The following is a 15,397-nucleotide window of genomic DNA, read 5'->3' as shown; positions in this document are numbered from 1 at the left end:
AGCCATATCAACTTTTGCATGTGTAAAAATCGTGCACACACAAAACCTTAGATTGAATTTTTGGATATTGGCGCACGCAAGGCGAGAGTCCTCGCCTATTTTTCCGACAATGCTGCGTTAACACATTCAGCCGGCAGGTCAAGGTCGATTGCGACGCCGCCCTTGCGCCAGAGTCGGAAGTCCTCGCCATCCATCTTGCCGGCATTCGCGGTGAGCAGACGGAATCGGTTGGCGAAGTAGGTCGTCGCCCCGACCGTCACCTTGCGGATCACCAGATCGGTGTCGCCGGTCTTGCCGGCCCCCGCCCAGTCGTCGTTCAGGAACCAGATATCGAGGCGGCGCGCGCAGGCGCCGGCGGCCAGCGGCAGCCGCACCTCGGTCATCGCCGCCGAGATCGCCGCAGCGCTTGCGACGGCGTGGGTGGTATCGGCCGCCGCCGGCACCTCGAAGCCGCCGACATCCTTGCCGTCGAGCATCACCCAGCCCTTCGGCGGGGCGTCGAAGCGCGTGCCGGAGACGGTCAGCACCACCTCGGTCGGCAGCGCGGCGGGCGCCGCCGGCTTCTTCCCCGACAGCACCGCGGCAAGATGGGCGTCATGGACCGAGACGGCGGCGGCCAGCGTCGCCTGTGCGGCCCCGGCCGCCTCGGGGTCCTCGCCCGCCCTATCCGCCGCCTCGAGCGGATCGGCGGACAGATCGAAGAGCCGCTTCTCGCCGGTGCTGGCGTTGTAGATGTACTTGCGCGCGCCCTCGCGGAAACCGAGCTGGAACCCGTTCCACGGCGCGAAGAACATCACCCCATCGGGGCGCGCGGGCGCAAAGACCGAATGCCCCTCCCATTGCCAGGGCCGCGGCAGGCCGAGCAGATCGGCCACCGTCGGCGCGACATCGGTGATGCCGACGATCAGGTCGCTGCGACTGCCGGAGAAGAGCTGCGGGTTGATGAAGGCGAAGGGGATGTGGACGTTCTCCTCGAACAGCCCCGAGGCGTGCACATAGGTGCCATGCTCGCCAAAGGCCTCGCCGTGATCGCCGAGCACGACGACCAGCGTCTGGTCGGCAAGCCCCGTCGCGCGCAGGTGATCCATCAGCCGCCCGAAGGCGCTGTCGCCCACCCGCAGCGCGTTCAGATAGCGGTTCAGGTCCGGATCGTCGGAATAGGGCTGCAGGTCCGGGCCGGGGAAATAGGGGTGATGCGTCATCCCGGTGCGGAAGGTGACGAAGAAGGGCTGCTCCGGTGCGGCGTCGATCCATGCGTTGATCCGGTCGGCGGTGCACAGATCCGACGAGGTGTTCAGAAAGCGGTCGGTGACGCTTTGCACCTCGAACACGCCCTGATCGCAGGTCCAGTCGCGATAATCGACGACATGCTCGAAGCCCATCTCGGTGACGAAACCGCCGGTGTTCTGGAACCGGTTGTCTGAGGAATTGAAGAAGGCCGTGCGGGCGCCCGCCTTCTGCATCTCGCGCGCAAGGCTCGGAAAGCCCGCCAGCACCCCGGTCTCGGTCATCGAGGTGGTCGAAAGCTCGGGGATCAGCCCGGCAAGCGCGGAGACGAGGAAATAGTTCGAGGCCGGCACATGCGCATAGGCGCGATCGAAGGCCAGCGCATGCGCCAGCTCGGCCTTCAGGTGCGGGGTGACGGGCACCGTGCCCTCCCAGCCCTCGGCACGGCGCGCGGGCGTCGATTCATAGGCATAGAGCAGGACGTTGCGGATCCGCTTCGGCGGATCGGCCGGACGCGGCAGGCCGGGCACGGTGGCAAAGGCGCTGCGCGCGTCGCCGGGCCCGAGTGCGGCAACCGCGGCGTCGCCATCGCTGCCGCCGATCGAGCGCAGGAAGGCCCAGGCCGGGTTCACCAGCCGCGCCCGTGCGACGCCGGTGGGTGCGGTGTCAAGCGCCGCACCCGAGACGATGCCGAGCCCGAAGAGGCCGAGCAGCAGCGCCGCCCCCGGCGCGCGCCAGCCAGCGAGGCCCCGCGCCCCCAGCACCAGCGCCGCGACCAGTGCCGCCACGCCAAAGAAGGCGAGCGGCGAGACCAGATGCCAGATGCTGTCGAAGATCACGTCGGTATGGGCAATGTCGGAATAGGCGACCCAGTCCATCGTCACCGGCGCGCCCAGCATGTCGAGGGCGACGAGATTGCCGATCCCCCACAGCATCAGGAGGCTCGCGAGCACGCCATAGAGCGCCGCGGCGGCACGCCCCGCCCGCGTTCCCTCGCCGCGCAGCACGGTGATCGTGGCATAGGTCAGCGCCAGCAGGATGAGCCAGTCCTGCCACATGCCGCGCAACACCAGCTCGGCCCCGGCCCCGACCGAAAGCCCCGCGAGGTCGCCGCGCAAGGCCACGATCCGCACCCCCAGAAGCACCAGCCCCAGAAGTGCCCCGGTCCACAGCACGCGCGCCGAGCGAACCTCGTTCGGAGCGCGCGCGCCCAGCGGTTTTTCGTCCAAGATGGGCCTCCCCCTTCGGCCTACCGGGCCGCGAAGACCGCCCCGAGCACATCGGGACGCATCACGCTGTCATTGCAGGGCGGATCGTCCGGCAACCGGCTGCAGGCCCGGTACAACGCCCTGAGCGTCTGCCGCCCGGCAATGCCGTCGAGGGCGCCGCGATAGAGCCCCTCGCCCGCAAGCTTCTTCTGCAGCAGATAGATGGTCGCGTTCGGATTGGCCTTGTAGAGGTCACGCCCGAAATCCTTCGTCGCAAGCTCGGGCCGGCTCGCCACCTGCGTGGCCAGCTTCGCCCAGGCCACGGGCGCGCGGGCGCGCGCCGCCGCGATCGTCTCGCCAAGCCGCCAGCTGTCGTCGGGCCCGATCGTTGCGCCGTATTTCGCCAGCGCCGTATCGGCATTGTCGAGATGGCGGTGCACGTTCATCCCGTTGCCGTCGCGCAACAGCCCCACGAGGAAGCGCGCCGCCGTGCCATTGCCGGCATCCGCCGCCGTCTGCAACCGCTCGATCGTCTTCGGCCCGCTCGCGATCATCGAGATGCCCCACATCTGCCGGGTGGCGTCGAGCACTTCGATCCGCTCGTTGCCCGCCGCCCGCGCCCGCTCGGCAAAGCCCGCGAATTTCGCGCGCGAGGCCGAACCGCCGCCGAGATAGCCATACATCGCCCCCTCGGCGAGAACCGCCCAGGCCTCGCCATCGCCCATCTCGCCGGCGCGGCGCAGAAGCGCCTCGGCGCCCGCCGCATCGCGCTGGCTCCACATCAGCATCTCGCCGACCTGACGCAGCGCCTTGGGCTTGCCCTGCGCCGCCGCAGCCTCGGCGAGATCGCGCGCCTTCGCGGCATCCTTCGGCAGGCCGATGCCGTAGAGATAAAGGCCCGAGAGCGCGGTCTGCGCGCGCGCGTCGCCGGCGGTCACCCCCGCCTCAAGCAGCGCCTTGCCGGCGGCAACGTCGCGCGGCAGGATCCAGCCACCGACGAGTTGCTCGCCCAGAAGCGCGCGCGCCTCGCCGTCGCCCGCCGCAGCGGCCTTTTCCAGCAGCGCTTTCGCGCGCGCCGGATCGGCCGGGGCGGCCTTGCCCCACAGCAGCGCACCACCAAGCGCCGTCATCGCCCGCGCATCGCCCGCCTTCGCCGCCGCCTCGAGCAGCGCCAGCCCGCGCGCGGGATCGGCCTTCAGGTAATAGCCATCGACCAGCATCCGGCCGAACTCGGCCTGCGCCTTGACATCGCCCTTTGCCGCGGCCTGCCCCAAGAGCTCGGCACCCGCCGGCACATCCGCCGCCGCCCCGTCGAGCCCGTAGATCAGGGCAAGCCCGCGATCGCGCATCGCCTGCGGCGAATCGCTTGCCGCCTGTGCCGGAGCCGGCGGCGCAGGCTGCTGCTGCGCCACCGCAAACCCCGCAGGATAAGCAGATATTCCCAGGATTGCCGCAACCGACACCGTGGCGATTAACGGCGGCATATGAAGAACACGCATGAGACCCTCCCCCCAGTTCGAGGTTAATAATCCCACTTTTCAGGGCACTTGTCTTTGATCTCGGCCAATGTCCCCGCATCCGGGGACACGGCGGCGGCTCAGAACGGCACGTCGCCCGCCGCCTCGGCCGCCGTCACGAAGCCCGCCTTGACGTGCTTGGCGCCCGCCTTGTCGAACTCGATCACCAGGGTGTCGCCCTCGATCTCCATCACCTCGCCATAGCCGAACTTCTTGTGGAAGACGCGCGCGCCGATGCCGAAGGCAACGTGGTCGACGGTGGTGACGGTGGTCGGGCGCGGCGCGGGGGCGCCATGGCTTTGCAGCCGCTTCCAGCCCGGCGAATTGTAGACATCGGCGCGGCTCGCCCGCTCTTCCATCCGCGAGCCGGCACCATAGCCGCTGCCCGCGCCGCCGAAGGCACCTGCAGCACCGAAACCGCCGCCATAGAGCCCGGGCGGCGTCAGCACCTCGACATCGGCGGCGGGCAGCTCGTCGATGAAACGCGACGGCAGCTGCGATTGCCACTGGCCATAGACCCGGCGGTTGCCGGCGAAGGAGATCGTGCACAGCCGCTCGGCGCGGGTGATGCCGACATAGGCCAGCCGGCGTTCCTCCTCGAGCCCCTTCTGCCCGGTCTCGTCCATCGCGCGCTGGCTCGGGAACAGCCCGTCCTCCCAGCCCGGCAGGAAGACGACCGGAAATTCCAGCCCCTTCGCCGCATGCAGCGTCATGATCGAGACCTTGTCCTCGCCCTCGGCACTGTCATTGTCCATGATCAGCGCGACGTGCTCGAGGAAGCCCTGCAGGTTCTCGAACTGCTCGAGCGCCTTCACCAGTTCCTTCAGGTTCTCGAGCCGGCCCGGCGCCTCGGGGGTCTTGTCGTTCTGCCACATCGCGACATAGCCCGATTCCTCGAGGATGCGCTCGACCAGACGGATGTGGGAGTGATCGTTCGCCGGCGGCACCGCGGCCTCGTCGAGCTCGATCAGCGCGTCGTCATCCTCGGCCGGGCTCGTCGCCGTGGCGGGCGAGGCGGCGCGGATCTCGGCGTTCCAGCGCGCGACATTCTCGACGAAAAGCCGCAGCTGCCCGCCTGCCTTGCCGCCGATCTCGCCCGCCGCCACCAGCCGGCGCGCGGCATCGAAGAGGCCGAGCCCCGTCTCGCGCGCCAGCACCTGGATGCGCGCCTGCGCCTTCTCGCCCAGCCCGCGCTTCGGCGTGTTGATGATGCGTTCGAAGGCAAGGTCGTCGTCGGGCGAGACGGCGAGGCGGAAATAGGCCATCGCGTCGCGGATCTCGAGCCGTTCATAGAACCGCGGCCCGCCGATCACCCGATAGGGCAGGCCGATGGTCAGGAAACGGTCCTCGAAGGCGCGCATCTGGTGGCTGGCGCGCACCAGAATCGCCTGATCGGACAGCCGCACCGGCCCGACCGGGCGCCGTCCCGCGGCGATCGCCTCGATCTCCTCGCCGATCCAGCGCGCCTCTTCCTCGCCATCCCAATGGCCGATCAACCGCACCTTCTCGCCGCCCTTCGCCTCGGTCCAGAGCGTCTTGCCAAGCCGCCCCTCGTTCGCGGCGATCAGCCGCGAGGCGGCGGCCAGGATATGCTCGGTCGAGCGGTAATTCTGCTCGAGCCGGATCACCACCGCGCCCGGGAAATCCTTCTCGAAGCGCAGGATGTTGCCGACCTCGGCACCGCGCCAGCCATAGATCGACTGGTCATCATCGCCGACACAGCAGATGTTGCGATGGCCCTGCGCCAGCAGTCGCAGCCACAGGTATTGCGCGACGTTGGTGTCCTGATACTCGTCGACGAGGATGTAGCGGAACCAGCGCTGATACTGCGCCAGAATGTCGGCATGGGTCTGGAAGATCGTCACCATGTGCAGCAGCAGATCGCCGAAATCGACGGCATTCAGCGTGCGCAGCCGGTCCTGATAGGCGGCATAGAGCTCGGAGCCGCGGTTGTTGAAGGCCGCGGTCTCGGCGCCCTTCACCCGCTCGGGCGTCAGCGCGCGGTTCTTCCAGCCGTCGATGATGCCGGCGAGCTGCCGCGCCGGCCAGCGCTTCTCGTCCATGTTCGCGGCGAGGATCAGCTGCTTCAGCAACCGGATCTGGTCGTCGGTGTCGAGGATGGTGAAGTTCGACTTCAGCCCGACGAGTTCGGCATGGCGGCGCAGCAGCTTGACGCAGACCGAGTGGAAGGTGCCAAGCCACGGCATCCCCTCGATCGCACCGCCCAGAAGCCGGCCCACGCGCTCCTTCATCTCGCGCGCGGCCTTGTTGGTGAAGGTCACGGCGAGGATCTCGTTCGGGCGGCAACGGCCCGAATGGATCAGATGCGCGATGCGCGTGGTCAGGGCCTTGGTCTTGCCGGTGCCGGCGCCCGCCAGCATCAGCACCGGGCCGTCAAGCGCCTCGACCGCGGCGCGCTGCGCGGGGTTCAGCCCCTCAAGATAGGGCGCGGGGCCGCCCTGCATTCCCTGCAGCGCGCGCTGCGAGAGACTCAGCGCCCCCTCGAACGGATCATCGTCGTCATACCTGCTCATGGCGCCAATCTAGCCGCCCGCGCCGGCAAGGCCAAGAGTTGTTCCGCATCCGTTCGCGCCCACGTCCACGCCGGTAGTATCCCCGCACCACCCGCGCCCCTCCCCCCTCGCCTAGGCTGGGCACGGAGGAGAGCCAAGGGAGGAAAACATGGCAAAGATCCTGATGATCACCGGCGATTTCACCGAGGATTACGAGACGATGGTGCCGTTCCAGTGCCTGCTGGCCTGCGGCCACACGGTGGATGCGGTCTGCCCGGGCAAGACCGCGGGCGAAACGGTGAAGACCGCGATCCACGATTTCGAGGGCGATCAGACCTATTCCGAAAAGCCCGGTCACAATTTCGCGCTCAATGCCGATTTCGCCGCAACCGATCCGGCGGACTATGACGCGCTCGTCGTGCCGGGCGGCCGCGCGCCGGAATATCTGCGCCTCGACCCAAAGGTGCGGGCGATGGTGCGCCACTTCTTCGACGCCGACAAACCCGTCGCCGCAATCTGCCACGGCGCGCAGCTTCTGTCCGCGGCGGGCGTGCTTGCCGGGCGCACCTGCTCGGCCTATCCCGCCTGCTCCTACGAGGTGACGGCGGCGGGCGGCACCTATGCCGATATTGCGGTGACAGAGGCGGTCACCGATGGCAAGCTGGTGACCGCGCCCGCCTGGCCCGCACATCCGAGCTGGCTGCGGCAGTTCATGGCGCTGCTCTGACATCAACGGGAGGGAGGCCCCGCGATGTGCGAACTCTTCATCAAGGCCGATGCCGGGCAATGGCAAAGCCGCACGCACAGCCTGCGCATCGACGGGGTCGCCACCTCGATCCGGATCGAGAACGCCTTCTGGGCGACGCTCGAGGAGATCGGTGCGCGCGACGGGATGAGCGTGGCGCAGCTGATCACCCGGCTCTGGCACGAGGCGATGGACGCCGACCATGACCTCGGCAATTTCACCTCGTTCCTCCGGGTCTGCTGCGCGCGCTATCACGCGCTGATCGCGGCCGGCGAGATCTCGGCCGACCTCGCCGTGCCGATCGCCGCCCACCCGGCCCGCGCGATCCTCGCGCGCGAGGCGGCGCGGCGGATCGAGCGGGAGGCGCGGCACGTGAACTGAACCGGCGGAGGGGGGGCGCTGCCCCCGTCCTGCGGACTCCCCCGGAGTATTTTCTCCAAGAAAAAACCACCGTCTTTTTCTTGGCCGAAATACTCCGGGGGGAGGCGAAGCCGGGGGGCAGCGCCCCCCTGCCCGGTCTCAGCCCGAATGCACAAGCGAGGCGAAGAACCGCGGATCGAGGCTGGCGGCCGCAAAGGTCGGCCCCTCGGTCAGCACGGCCACCGCATCGTGGCTGTGCAGGCTTTCCTGATGGCTTGCCACCACCCGGAAATCGCCCACCCGCGGCTCGGCGAGCAAGCCCGCGGCGAAGACCCGCACCGCATCCTCGACGAAGATCGGATGCGCCGCGTTCAGCTCGGCAAAGGCCTGCTCGTCCTCGCGCTTCACCATCACCTGGGTCTCGGTCGGCACCGCGGCGCGGGCGATGTCGATCAGATCCTCGAACCAGAGCGGCGCGCCCGGCTCGACCGCGACCGAGATCCGCGCCACCGAGCGTTGCGAATGCGGCGTCGCCAGCCGGCCGCGGTCGCGGCGCGCGTGCTCGCTCAGTTCAAGCGAACAGGGGCAGGTCGAGGAATAGACATAGTCGAGATGGATCGCCTTCAGCCGGCGTCCGCCCTGGTCGGCCATCTCGAGCGCGATGTCGTAATACTGCCAGCCCGACAGGCCCGAGCGCAGACTCTCAACCCGCACCGGGTAAGAAAAGCGCATCATCAGCCGGGCGTCGAAACTGTCGAGGTGGTCCTTGTAGCCGTCGAGCGCCGCCGCCATCACCTCGAAGGAGAACTCGCGCTCGGCATGGCCATAGAAGGAGCGGATGATCCGGCTCATGTTGATGCCCTTCTTCTCGGCATCGAGGCTGACCGTGCCGGTGACCGAGGTCTCGAGCGTGACCTCGCCCGCCGGGTTGTCGGTGCCCGGGCGCAGCCGGTAGCGGATCGGCAGGCGGAAGTTCGAGATCCCGACATGGGCGATCGGCGCATGCGCCCCGGTGATCAGCGAGGCAGGGCCGTTCTGCAGGTCGGGCATGCCGTCCTTGTAGGCGGCATCGGGCTGGAACCCGGTGTCATAGCTGCGCACCAGATCGGGATAGTTCGAGAGCGCATGCCCCGGCAGCAGCCGCGCGATTGCCGGGTCGAGCCGGGCGATCTCGACCGGGTCGGCGCGCAAGGCCCAGTCCCGCAGCGTGGCCAGCGCGGCCTTCGCGGCCTCGGTATCGGGGCTGTTGCTGCGCTCGTGCATTTTCATCTGTCCCTCCGGTCCGTCGCGGCCCCGGACCATATGGGACGGGGGCCGCGAAAGTCCAAGGGAAACTCAGGCCGCGTCCAGCGCGGCGCGGATGTCCGCGACCAGATCGGCGGTGTCCTCGATCCCCAACGAGATCCGCACGAGCCCCGCCGTGATACCGATCGTGGCGCGGTCTTCCGCGCTCAGGTTCTTGTGCGTCGTCGTCGCCGGATGGGTCGCGATCGACTTCGCATCGCCGAGGTTGTTCGAGATCGAGACGATCTTCAGCGCGTCGAGGAAGCGGAAGGCCGCCTCCTTGCCACCGGCGAGATCGAGACACAGCATGGTGCCGCCCGCCCCCATCTGCGCCATCGCCAGCGCATGTTGCGGATGCCCGGCCAGCCCGGGATAGATGGTGCGGGCCAGTTTCGCATGCCCCGCCACCGCCGCGGCCACCGCCGCCGCACTCGCCGCCTGCGCCCGCACCCGCAGATCGAGCGTCTGCAGCCCCGAGAGCAGGATCCAGGCGTGGAACGGGCTCATCGCGCCGCCGGTATGCTTGACGTAGGTCTCAAGCGGGCCGCGGATGAAGTCGCGCGTGCCCAGCACGATGCCGCCCAGCACCCGGCCGCCGCCGTCGATGTGTTTGGTCGCGGAATAGACGATGACATCGGCGCCAAGCGCCACCGCACGCGAGAAGATCGGCGAGGCGAAGGCGTTGTCCACCACCACCACGGCGCCGACGGCATGGGCGATCTCGGCCACGCCCCTGATGTCGATCACCTCGAGCCCGGGGTTCGACACGCTCTCGAAGAAGCACACCTTGGTGTCGGGCCGCACCGCGGCGCGCCAGTTCGCCAGATCGGCGCCGTCGATCAGCGTCACCTCGACGCCGAAGGTCGCAAGCACCTTGAGCACATGCAGGCACGAGCCGAACATCTGCCGCGCCGCGACGACATGGTCGCCCGGTGTCACCAGCGCCATCAGCGCGCCGTTGATCGCGGCCATCCCCGAGGCGCAGGCAAAACCGTCCTCGGTGCCCTCGATCGCCGCCATCCGGTCCTCGAACATCCGCGTCGTCGGGTTGCCGTAGCGGGCATAGATGAACTCGTCCGGGCCCGAGGAGATGAAGCGCGCCTCGGCAACCTCGGCCGAGGGATAGACGAAGCCCTGGGTCAGGAACAGCGCCTCGGCCATCTCGCCGTATTGCGAGCGGCGGATGCCGTCATGCACGAGCTTCGTCCGGGTGTTCCAGTCTTTCGTCATCGGCCCTCTCCTGAAAAGGTGACACGGCCTAACGCCGCGGGCCGGGCGCGTCAACCTGCCGCAGCGGCAGGGGGCGGCAATTCAGTCATGTATTCAAGGGTTTGAATAACGTACAAGGGGTGCGAGATCAGCCCTCGCCGTTCTCCCCGGCGCCATCTTCGTCGGGCTTTTCAACGGCGTAGCGGGAAAACAGCTTCCCCTGCCCGATGAAGAAGCCGAACATCAGCAGCGTCAGGCCGAAGGTCTTGAAGTTGACCCAAGCGGCGTCGGACATGGTGCGCCAGATCACCTCGTTGGCGACGGCGAGACCGAGAAACAGGATCACCAGCCGCTTCGTCAGGATCATCCAGCCCTCGTGCCGCATCGGGATCGCGTCTTCCATCACCAGCTGCAGCCAGGGCTTGCCGCGCGCCAGCCCGAAGCCCAGCAGCGCCGCGAACAGCAGATAGATCAGCGTCGGCTTCATCTTGAAGAAATGCGGGTCGTTGAACCACACCGAGAGCCCGCCGAAGACCACGACGAGGACGAGCGTCGCCACCTGCATCGGCGAGAGCCGGCCGGTGAGGCGCCACAGCACCAGCGTCGAGACGACGAGCAGCGGCACGAAGATCGCCGTGGCCAGCACGAAGCCCGAATAGGTCTGCCCGCCAAGCGCGACATGGGCGTCCTTGAGCCGGTTGAAGGCGATGAAGAAGACCAGCAGCGGCCCGAAATCGAGCGCGGCCTTCAGCCAGGGATTGATCTTGCGTTTGCCGCTCATCTCGTCATCCGTTCTCAGCGGTTGCCCGCGAATTCCACGATCACCGCGCCGGCGGCGATCAGCGCCATCAGCGCCGTGCGCCGCGGTCCGACCTTCTCGCCCAGCACGAGCCAGCCGATCAGCGCCGCGAAGACCGTCGAGGTCTCGCGCAGCACCGCAGCCTCTCCCACCCGGTCGAGCCGCGTGGCCAGCATGATCGCGCCGAAGGAGAAATAGGCGACAATCGCGCCGGTGACACCCCTTTTCAGCAAGGGCAGCAGTTCCGAGCCCGGAACGTGGCGCCAGCGCCGCAGGGTGACAAGCGGCATGAACCAGCCGTCGAGGAAGAAAAACCACGCGAGGAAGGTGAAGGGGTCGGCCGTGGCGCGGATGCCATAGGCATCATAGGTAGTATAAAGCGCGACGAACCCGCCGGTCAGCACCGCCAGCGCCAGTGCCGGCACCATCGTCTCGCGGTCGGCGCTGACGTGGTGCAGGTTGTAGAGCGCCAGCCCGTAGATCCCGGCGAGCAGCACCCCGACGCCTGCCCATTGGCCCAGGGTGAAATGCTCGCCGAAGAGCAGCCCCGCCCCGATCACCGCGAAGAGCGGCGCGGTGCCGCGCACCACCGGATAGACCACGGTATAGGCGCCGCGCACATAGGTCATCGCCTGCGCAACCTTGTAGGCGATATGGATCACCACCACCGTGGCGAAGATCGGCCACATGTGCGGCTCGGGCCAGGGCACGACAAACAGCGCGAAGGGCGCCGCGATCAGGCCATAGCTCGCGTCGATCGCGGCGCGGCTGATCCAGGGATCGTGCCGGCCCTTCTGCAAGGCGCCGAAGAGCGCGTGCAGGAAGGCCGCCATCAGCGCGAGCGCGAGCGCCGCGTGGTGCCCCGCTGGCGTGCCCTCGAGCGAGGCGATAAGGTCGCTCATGCCATCCCTCCGCGGAGTTCATCCATGCAGATCCTGTCGCAGCTCTGGACCGACCTGTCCGGCTCCTTCACCGCCACGCCGCCCTCGGTCGCGACGATGCGGCTGCTGGCCGCACTCGCGCTTGGCGGCGCGATCGGCTTCGAGCGCGAATGGCACCACAAGCCCGCGGGCCTGCGCACCCACATGCTGATCGCCGTCGCCGCCTCGCTCTTTGCCCTGATCGCGCTCGAACTCGTCGACATCTCGCGCGCCGAGGGCGCGGCAAGCGGGGCGCGGTCGGACATCGTGCGACTGATCGGCGCGGTCACCTCGGGCGTCGCCTTCCTGGCCGCGGGCACGATCATCACCTCGGGCGGGCGGGTGCGCGGGCTGACGACCGGGGCAAGCATGTGGCTTGCGGGCGCGGTGGGGCTTGCCTGCGGCACCGGGCGGGTCGGGCTTGGCGCACTCGCGACCGGCATCACGGTGATCGTGCTGTGGGTGTTCCGCCGGATCGAGGAACGGCTGGAAAGCCCCGCGGTGCGCGCGATGAACGAGGATGCCGACGTGCCGATGGCGCCCGACGACGAGGCGCGGCACCGGCACACGCCCACCGATCCGATGGCCTGAGGCGCGCGCATCGCCGGTTCAGTCCGCCATCCCCACCAGGGCGCGGGCGAAATCCTCGGGATCGAAGGGGGCGAGGTCGTCGATCTGCTCGCCCACGCCGATCGCATGGATCGGCAGGCCAAACTTGTCGGCCAGCGCCACCAGCACGCCGCCCTTCGCCGTGCCGTCGAGCTTGGTCATCACCAGCCCCGAGACATCGGCGATCTTCGAGAAGATCTCGACCTGGTTCAGCGCGTTCTGCCCGGTGGTGGCATCAAGCACCAAAAGCGTGTTGTGCGGCGCGTCGGGGTCCTTCTTGCGGATCACCCGGACGATCTTCGCCAGCTCCTCCATCAGGTCGGCGCGGTTCTGCAACCGCCCCGCGGTGTCGATCATCAGCAGATCGGCGCCATCCTCCTGCGCCTTCGTCATCGCGTCGAAGGCCAGCGAGGCCGGGTCCGAGCCCTCGGGCGCGGTCAGCACCGGCACGCCCGCGCGCTCGCCCCAGACCTTCAGCTGTTCGACCGCGGCAGCGCGGAAGGTGTCGCCCGCGGCGATCACCACGGTCTTGCCGGCGGCGCGGAACTGCGCGGCAAGCTTGCCGATCGTCGTGGTCTTGCCCGAGCCGTTCACGCCGACGACCAGCACCACCTGCGGGCGCTTGGCATAAAGCGGCATCGGCCGGGCCACCGGCTCCATGATCCGGGCGATTTCCTCGGCCAGAAGCGCCTTGATCTCGGGCACCGAAAGGCGGCGCCCCATCCGCCCCTCGGCAAGGTTCGCCGTCACCCGCAGCGCCGTGTCCACCCCCATGTCCGAGGCGATCAGCAGCTCTTCGAGGCTTTCGAGCATCGCGTCGTCGAGAACGCGGCGCGGCGCCTCCTCGCCCGTGCGGCCAAGCAGCCGGCCAAAGAGACCGGGCTTGCGCGCCTCTTCGGCCGGGGCGGCCGGCGCCGGCGCCGGCGCTTCGGGCGCCGGGGTCTCGGGCGCTTCGGTCTCGGCCGTCTCGGCGACGATCGCCTCGAGCCCCTCCTCAAGCCTCGAGGAGGACCGGGTCAGGCGCGACTTGAGCTTGGAAAAGAACGACATCGGGGGACCTCCGTTTCCTTTCACCTAATGGATGCGGGCGCGCGATGGAAGGGCTCAGGGCAGAAGCCCGCCCGCAAGGATCAGCGCCTGTGCCGGCCAGTAGAGCGCCCAGACGAGATAGGCCGCCGCCCGTGCCGCCCGCCCGGGCGCCAGCACGAAGCGCTGCAGCGCCAGAACGAAATCCGAGGCGACGAAGACAAGCGCGCCCGAGACGAGCATGGGCGCCCCCCGCAACCCGAGCGCGGCAAGCGTCATCGCCGCGATCACTGCGATATAGCCGCGCACCGGCGCCACCATCCCCTCGGCCCGCGGTGCGATCCACAGCGCCGCCGCCACGCCGCCGATCAGAAGCGCAAGCGCCGGCAGCAGCGGCGGCGGCCCGGCGCCGAGACCGAGGAACAGCGCAAGATAGGCCAGATGCCCCGCCGCAAAGGCCGCCATGCCGGCAAGGAACATCCTCTGCCCCGGCCGCGACAGGCAGAAATCGCCAAGCGCACCGAGGAGCAGCCCGAGCGACAGCGGCACCGGCGCCCCCGCGCGCAGCGCGATGACGGCCAGCAACAGCACCGACAGCGTCTTGGTCACGGTCTTTGGCCAGCTCTCCCCGGCCGCGGCAAAGCGCAGAAGGTGCAACGCCGCCAGGGCGGCCGCGATCAGGAAAAGCGGATCGGTCAACAGGCTCATGCCCACAGTCGCGCAGAAAATCCGCCCTGCGGCAAGCCTTCCCCCTGACATGGCCCGATTTTGCGCTAGACTGCCGCAAAACGCCAAAGACGCGCCGAAAGCAGTGCCATGTCAGACCGCCCCGACCTTTCCACCCGCCTTGCCGGACTTGCGCAGGGGCTGCGCATGATCGGGCGCGCCGTGCCCGGGATCGACGTCTTCGCCACGGTGACCTTCGCGCCGGTGCCATTGATCGTGCTCGGCGCGCTGTTCGGCGGGATCTGGCCCTGGCTCGCCGTCGCCTGGATCGGCGGGCTCGTCTATGCGCTCGACCGGCTGATCGCGCGCGCCGCGCCCGACGCGCCCGAGGGCCGCGAGTTTCCCGCCGCCGACCGGCTGTCGGTGGCGTTGGCGATCGCGCATTTCGTCCTGCTGCTTCTGGGCGTCGCGGCGCTGTCCGGGGTGACGGGGCTGTCGATCCCCGCCCGCATCGCGCTGTTCTTCGCCTGCGGGCTGTTCTTCGGGCAGGTCTCGAACTCGAACGCGCACGAGCTTATCCACCGCGCCGACAAGCGGCTCTTCGTGCTGGGCAAATGGGTCTATATCTCATTGCTTTACGGCCACCATGCCTCGGCGCACCGGCTGGTGCACCACCGCTTCGTCGCCACCCGCGACGACCCGAACAGCGCCGTGCTCGGCGAAAGTTTCTGGGCCTTCGCGCCGCAGGCCTGGACCGGCGCCTTCATCGCCGGCTGGGAGATGGAGGAAGCCCGGCGCAAGCGCCTTGCACCCGAGGGCTGGAAGGCACGGCTTGCCGCAATGAACCCTTATGTCAGCTATGTCCTCGGCGCGATCTGGTGCCTGATCCTCGTCGGGCTGCTCTTCGGTCTTGCCGGGGTGGCCGCCTATCTCGCGCTGTGCCTTTACGCGCAGATGCAGATCCTGCTCGCAGATTACGTGCAGCACTACGGGCTGGAACGCGCGCTCATCGCGACCGGGCAGTACGAGCCCGTCAGCGCCCGCCACAGCTGGGACGCGCCCGATCCGGTCTCCTCGCTGTGGATGCTGAACGCGCCGCGCCATTCCGACCACCACGCCCATCCCGCCCGCCCCTACCCCGAGCTGCGGCTTGGCGCGATCACCGCCGAGGGGCGGCCGGTGCTGCCGCGCTCGCTCCCGGCGATGGCGACGCTCGCGCTGATCCCGCCGCTGTGGCACCGGGTGATGGACCCCCGCGCCCGCGCCCTGCGCCGGCCCGCCCGCGGGGTCTGAGCCCGTTCACGGCGCTTTGGC

Annotated in this window: 13 protein-coding genes; 4 read left to right on the top strand and 9 right to left on the bottom strand. The window is 68.8% G+C overall.

Annotated features, from left to right (window positions below):
• Positions 1-95: 95 nt before the first annotated feature.
• From EOW66_RS03320 to EOW66_RS03310, 3 genes are all read right to left on the bottom strand, one after another.
• Positions 96-2,456 carry a sulfatase-like hydrolase/transferase gene (locus EOW66_RS03320; RefSeq protein ID WP_128154854.1) on the bottom strand — a complete coding sequence of 787 codons (2,361 nt, stop codon included), beginning with the start codon at positions 2,454-2,456 and terminating at the stop codon, positions 96-98.
• A gap of 20 nt (positions 2,457-2,476) precedes the next feature.
• Positions 2,477-3,934: a tetratricopeptide repeat protein gene (locus EOW66_RS03315; RefSeq protein ID WP_128154852.1), complete on the bottom strand. Its 1,458-nt coding sequence runs from the start codon at positions 3,932-3,934 to the stop codon at positions 2,477-2,479.
• A gap of 98 nt (positions 3,935-4,032) precedes the next feature.
• Positions 4,033-6,486 carry an ATP-dependent helicase gene (locus tag EOW66_RS03310; protein WP_128154850.1) on the bottom strand — a complete coding sequence of 818 codons (2,454 nt, stop codon included), beginning with the start codon at positions 6,484-6,486 and terminating at the stop codon, positions 4,033-4,035.
• A gap of 148 nt (positions 6,487-6,634) precedes the next feature.
• Between EOW66_RS03310 and EOW66_RS03305 the strand changes: the two genes are divergently transcribed.
• Positions 6,635-7,192 (top strand): DJ-1/PfpI family protein, encoded by a 558-nt coding sequence (locus EOW66_RS03305; protein WP_128154848.1) that lies wholly within the window; start codon positions 6,635-6,637, stop codon positions 7,190-7,192.
• A 24-nt stretch (positions 7,193-7,216) separates the two neighbouring features.
• Entirely contained in the window at positions 7,217-7,591 is a 375-nt protein-coding gene (locus EOW66_RS03300; protein WP_128154846.1) for a ribbon-helix-helix domain-containing protein, read from the top strand.
• Between the two features lie 138 nt (positions 7,592-7,729).
• On the opposite strand, the gene folE2 is transcribed toward EOW66_RS03300, so the two are convergent.
• The 4 genes from folE2 to EOW66_RS03280 form a co-directional block, all read right to left on the bottom strand.
• Positions 7,730-8,839, bottom strand: coding sequence for a GTP cyclohydrolase FolE2 (gene folE2 / locus EOW66_RS03295; RefSeq protein ID WP_128154844.1), 1,110 nt, complete (start codon positions 8,837-8,839; stop codon positions 7,730-7,732).
• A gap of 66 nt (positions 8,840-8,905) precedes the next feature.
• Positions 8,906-10,084, bottom strand: coding sequence for an aminotransferase class I/II-fold pyridoxal phosphate-dependent enzyme (locus EOW66_RS03290; RefSeq protein ID WP_128154842.1), 1,179 nt, complete (start codon positions 10,082-10,084; stop codon positions 8,906-8,908).
• 127 nt (positions 10,085-10,211) lie between these two features.
• Positions 10,212-10,844 (bottom strand): inner membrane-spanning protein YciB, encoded by a 633-nt coding sequence (locus tag EOW66_RS03285; protein ID WP_128154840.1) that lies wholly within the window; start codon positions 10,842-10,844, stop codon positions 10,212-10,214.
• 14 nt (positions 10,845-10,858) lie between these two features.
• Positions 10,859-11,764: an EamA family transporter gene (locus EOW66_RS03280; RefSeq protein ID WP_128154838.1), complete on the bottom strand. Its 906-nt coding sequence runs from the start codon at positions 11,762-11,764 to the stop codon at positions 10,859-10,861.
• 24 nt (positions 11,765-11,788) lie between these two features.
• Here EOW66_RS03280 and EOW66_RS03275 point away from each other — a divergent pair, with 24 nt between their 5' ends.
• Entirely contained in the window at positions 11,789-12,373 is a 585-nt protein-coding gene (locus EOW66_RS03275; protein WP_128154836.1) for an MgtC/SapB family protein, read from the top strand.
• 18 nt (positions 12,374-12,391) lie between these two features.
• Here EOW66_RS03275 and ftsY read toward each other — a convergent pair whose 3' ends face one another.
• Both ftsY and EOW66_RS03265 read right to left on the bottom strand, forming a co-directional pair.
• Positions 12,392-13,441: a signal recognition particle-docking protein FtsY gene (gene ftsY / locus EOW66_RS03270; RefSeq protein ID WP_128154834.1), complete on the bottom strand. Its 1,050-nt coding sequence runs from the start codon at positions 13,439-13,441 to the stop codon at positions 12,392-12,394.
• A gap of 54 nt (positions 13,442-13,495) precedes the next feature.
• Complete coding sequence (locus EOW66_RS03265) at positions 13,496-14,125, bottom strand: lysoplasmalogenase (RefSeq protein WP_164881016.1); 630 nt, start codon at positions 14,123-14,125, stop codon at positions 13,496-13,498.
• Between the two features lie 108 nt (positions 14,126-14,233).
• On the opposite strand from EOW66_RS03265, the gene EOW66_RS03260 reads away from it, so the two are divergent.
• Complete coding sequence (locus EOW66_RS03260) at positions 14,234-15,376, top strand: alkane 1-monooxygenase (protein WP_239017481.1); 1,143 nt, start codon at positions 14,234-14,236, stop codon at positions 15,374-15,376.
• The last annotated feature ends 21 nt before the right edge of the window (positions 15,377-15,397 follow it).

Origin of the sequence: Paenirhodobacter huangdaonensis (genome assembly GCF_004022465.1) — a bacterium.
Lineage (GTDB): Bacteria > Pseudomonadota > Alphaproteobacteria > Rhodobacterales > Rhodobacteraceae > Rhodobacter > Rhodobacter huangdaonensis.
Note: the sequence above shows the minus strand (reverse complement) of the source record. Positions and strands in the feature narration are given on the sequence as shown.

Coding starts and splice junctions, on each gene's coding strand:
- EOW66_RS03315 (WP_128154852.1), bottom strand. CDS start 3,934: ATGCGTGTTCTTCATATGCCGCCGTTAATCGCCACGGTGTCGGTTGCG.
- EOW66_RS03310 (WP_128154850.1), bottom strand. CDS start 6,486: ATGAGCAGGTATGACGACGATGATCCGTTCGAGGGGGCGCTGAGTCTC.
- EOW66_RS03305 (WP_128154848.1), top strand. CDS start 6,635: ATGGCAAAGATCCTGATGATCACCGGCGATTTCACCGAGGATTACGAG.
- EOW66_RS03300 (WP_128154846.1), top strand. CDS start 7,217: ATGTGCGAACTCTTCATCAAGGCCGATGCCGGGCAATGGCAAAGCCGC.
- folE2 (WP_128154844.1), bottom strand. CDS start 8,839: ATGAAAATGCACGAGCGCAGCAACAGCCCCGATACCGAGGCCGCGAAG.
- EOW66_RS03290 (WP_128154842.1), bottom strand. CDS start 10,084: ATGACGAAAGACTGGAACACCCGGACGAAGCTCGTGCATGACGGCATC.
- EOW66_RS03285 (WP_128154840.1), bottom strand. CDS start 10,844: ATGAGCGGCAAACGCAAGATCAATCCCTGGCTGAAGGCCGCGCTCGAT.
- EOW66_RS03280 (WP_128154838.1), bottom strand. CDS start 11,764: ATGAGCGACCTTATCGCCTCGCTCGAGGGCACGCCAGCGGGGCACCAC.
- EOW66_RS03275 (WP_128154836.1), top strand. CDS start 11,789: ATGCAGATCCTGTCGCAGCTCTGGACCGACCTGTCCGGCTCCTTCACC.
- ftsY (WP_128154834.1), bottom strand. CDS start 13,441: ATGTCGTTCTTTTCCAAGCTCAAGTCGCGCCTGACCCGGTCCTCCTCG.
- EOW66_RS03265 (WP_164881016.1), bottom strand. CDS start 14,125: ATGAGCCTGTTGACCGATCCGCTTTTCCTGATCGCGGCCGCCCTGGCG.
- EOW66_RS03260 (WP_239017481.1), top strand. CDS start 14,234: ATGTCAGACCGCCCCGACCTTTCCACCCGCCTTGCCGGACTTGCGCAG.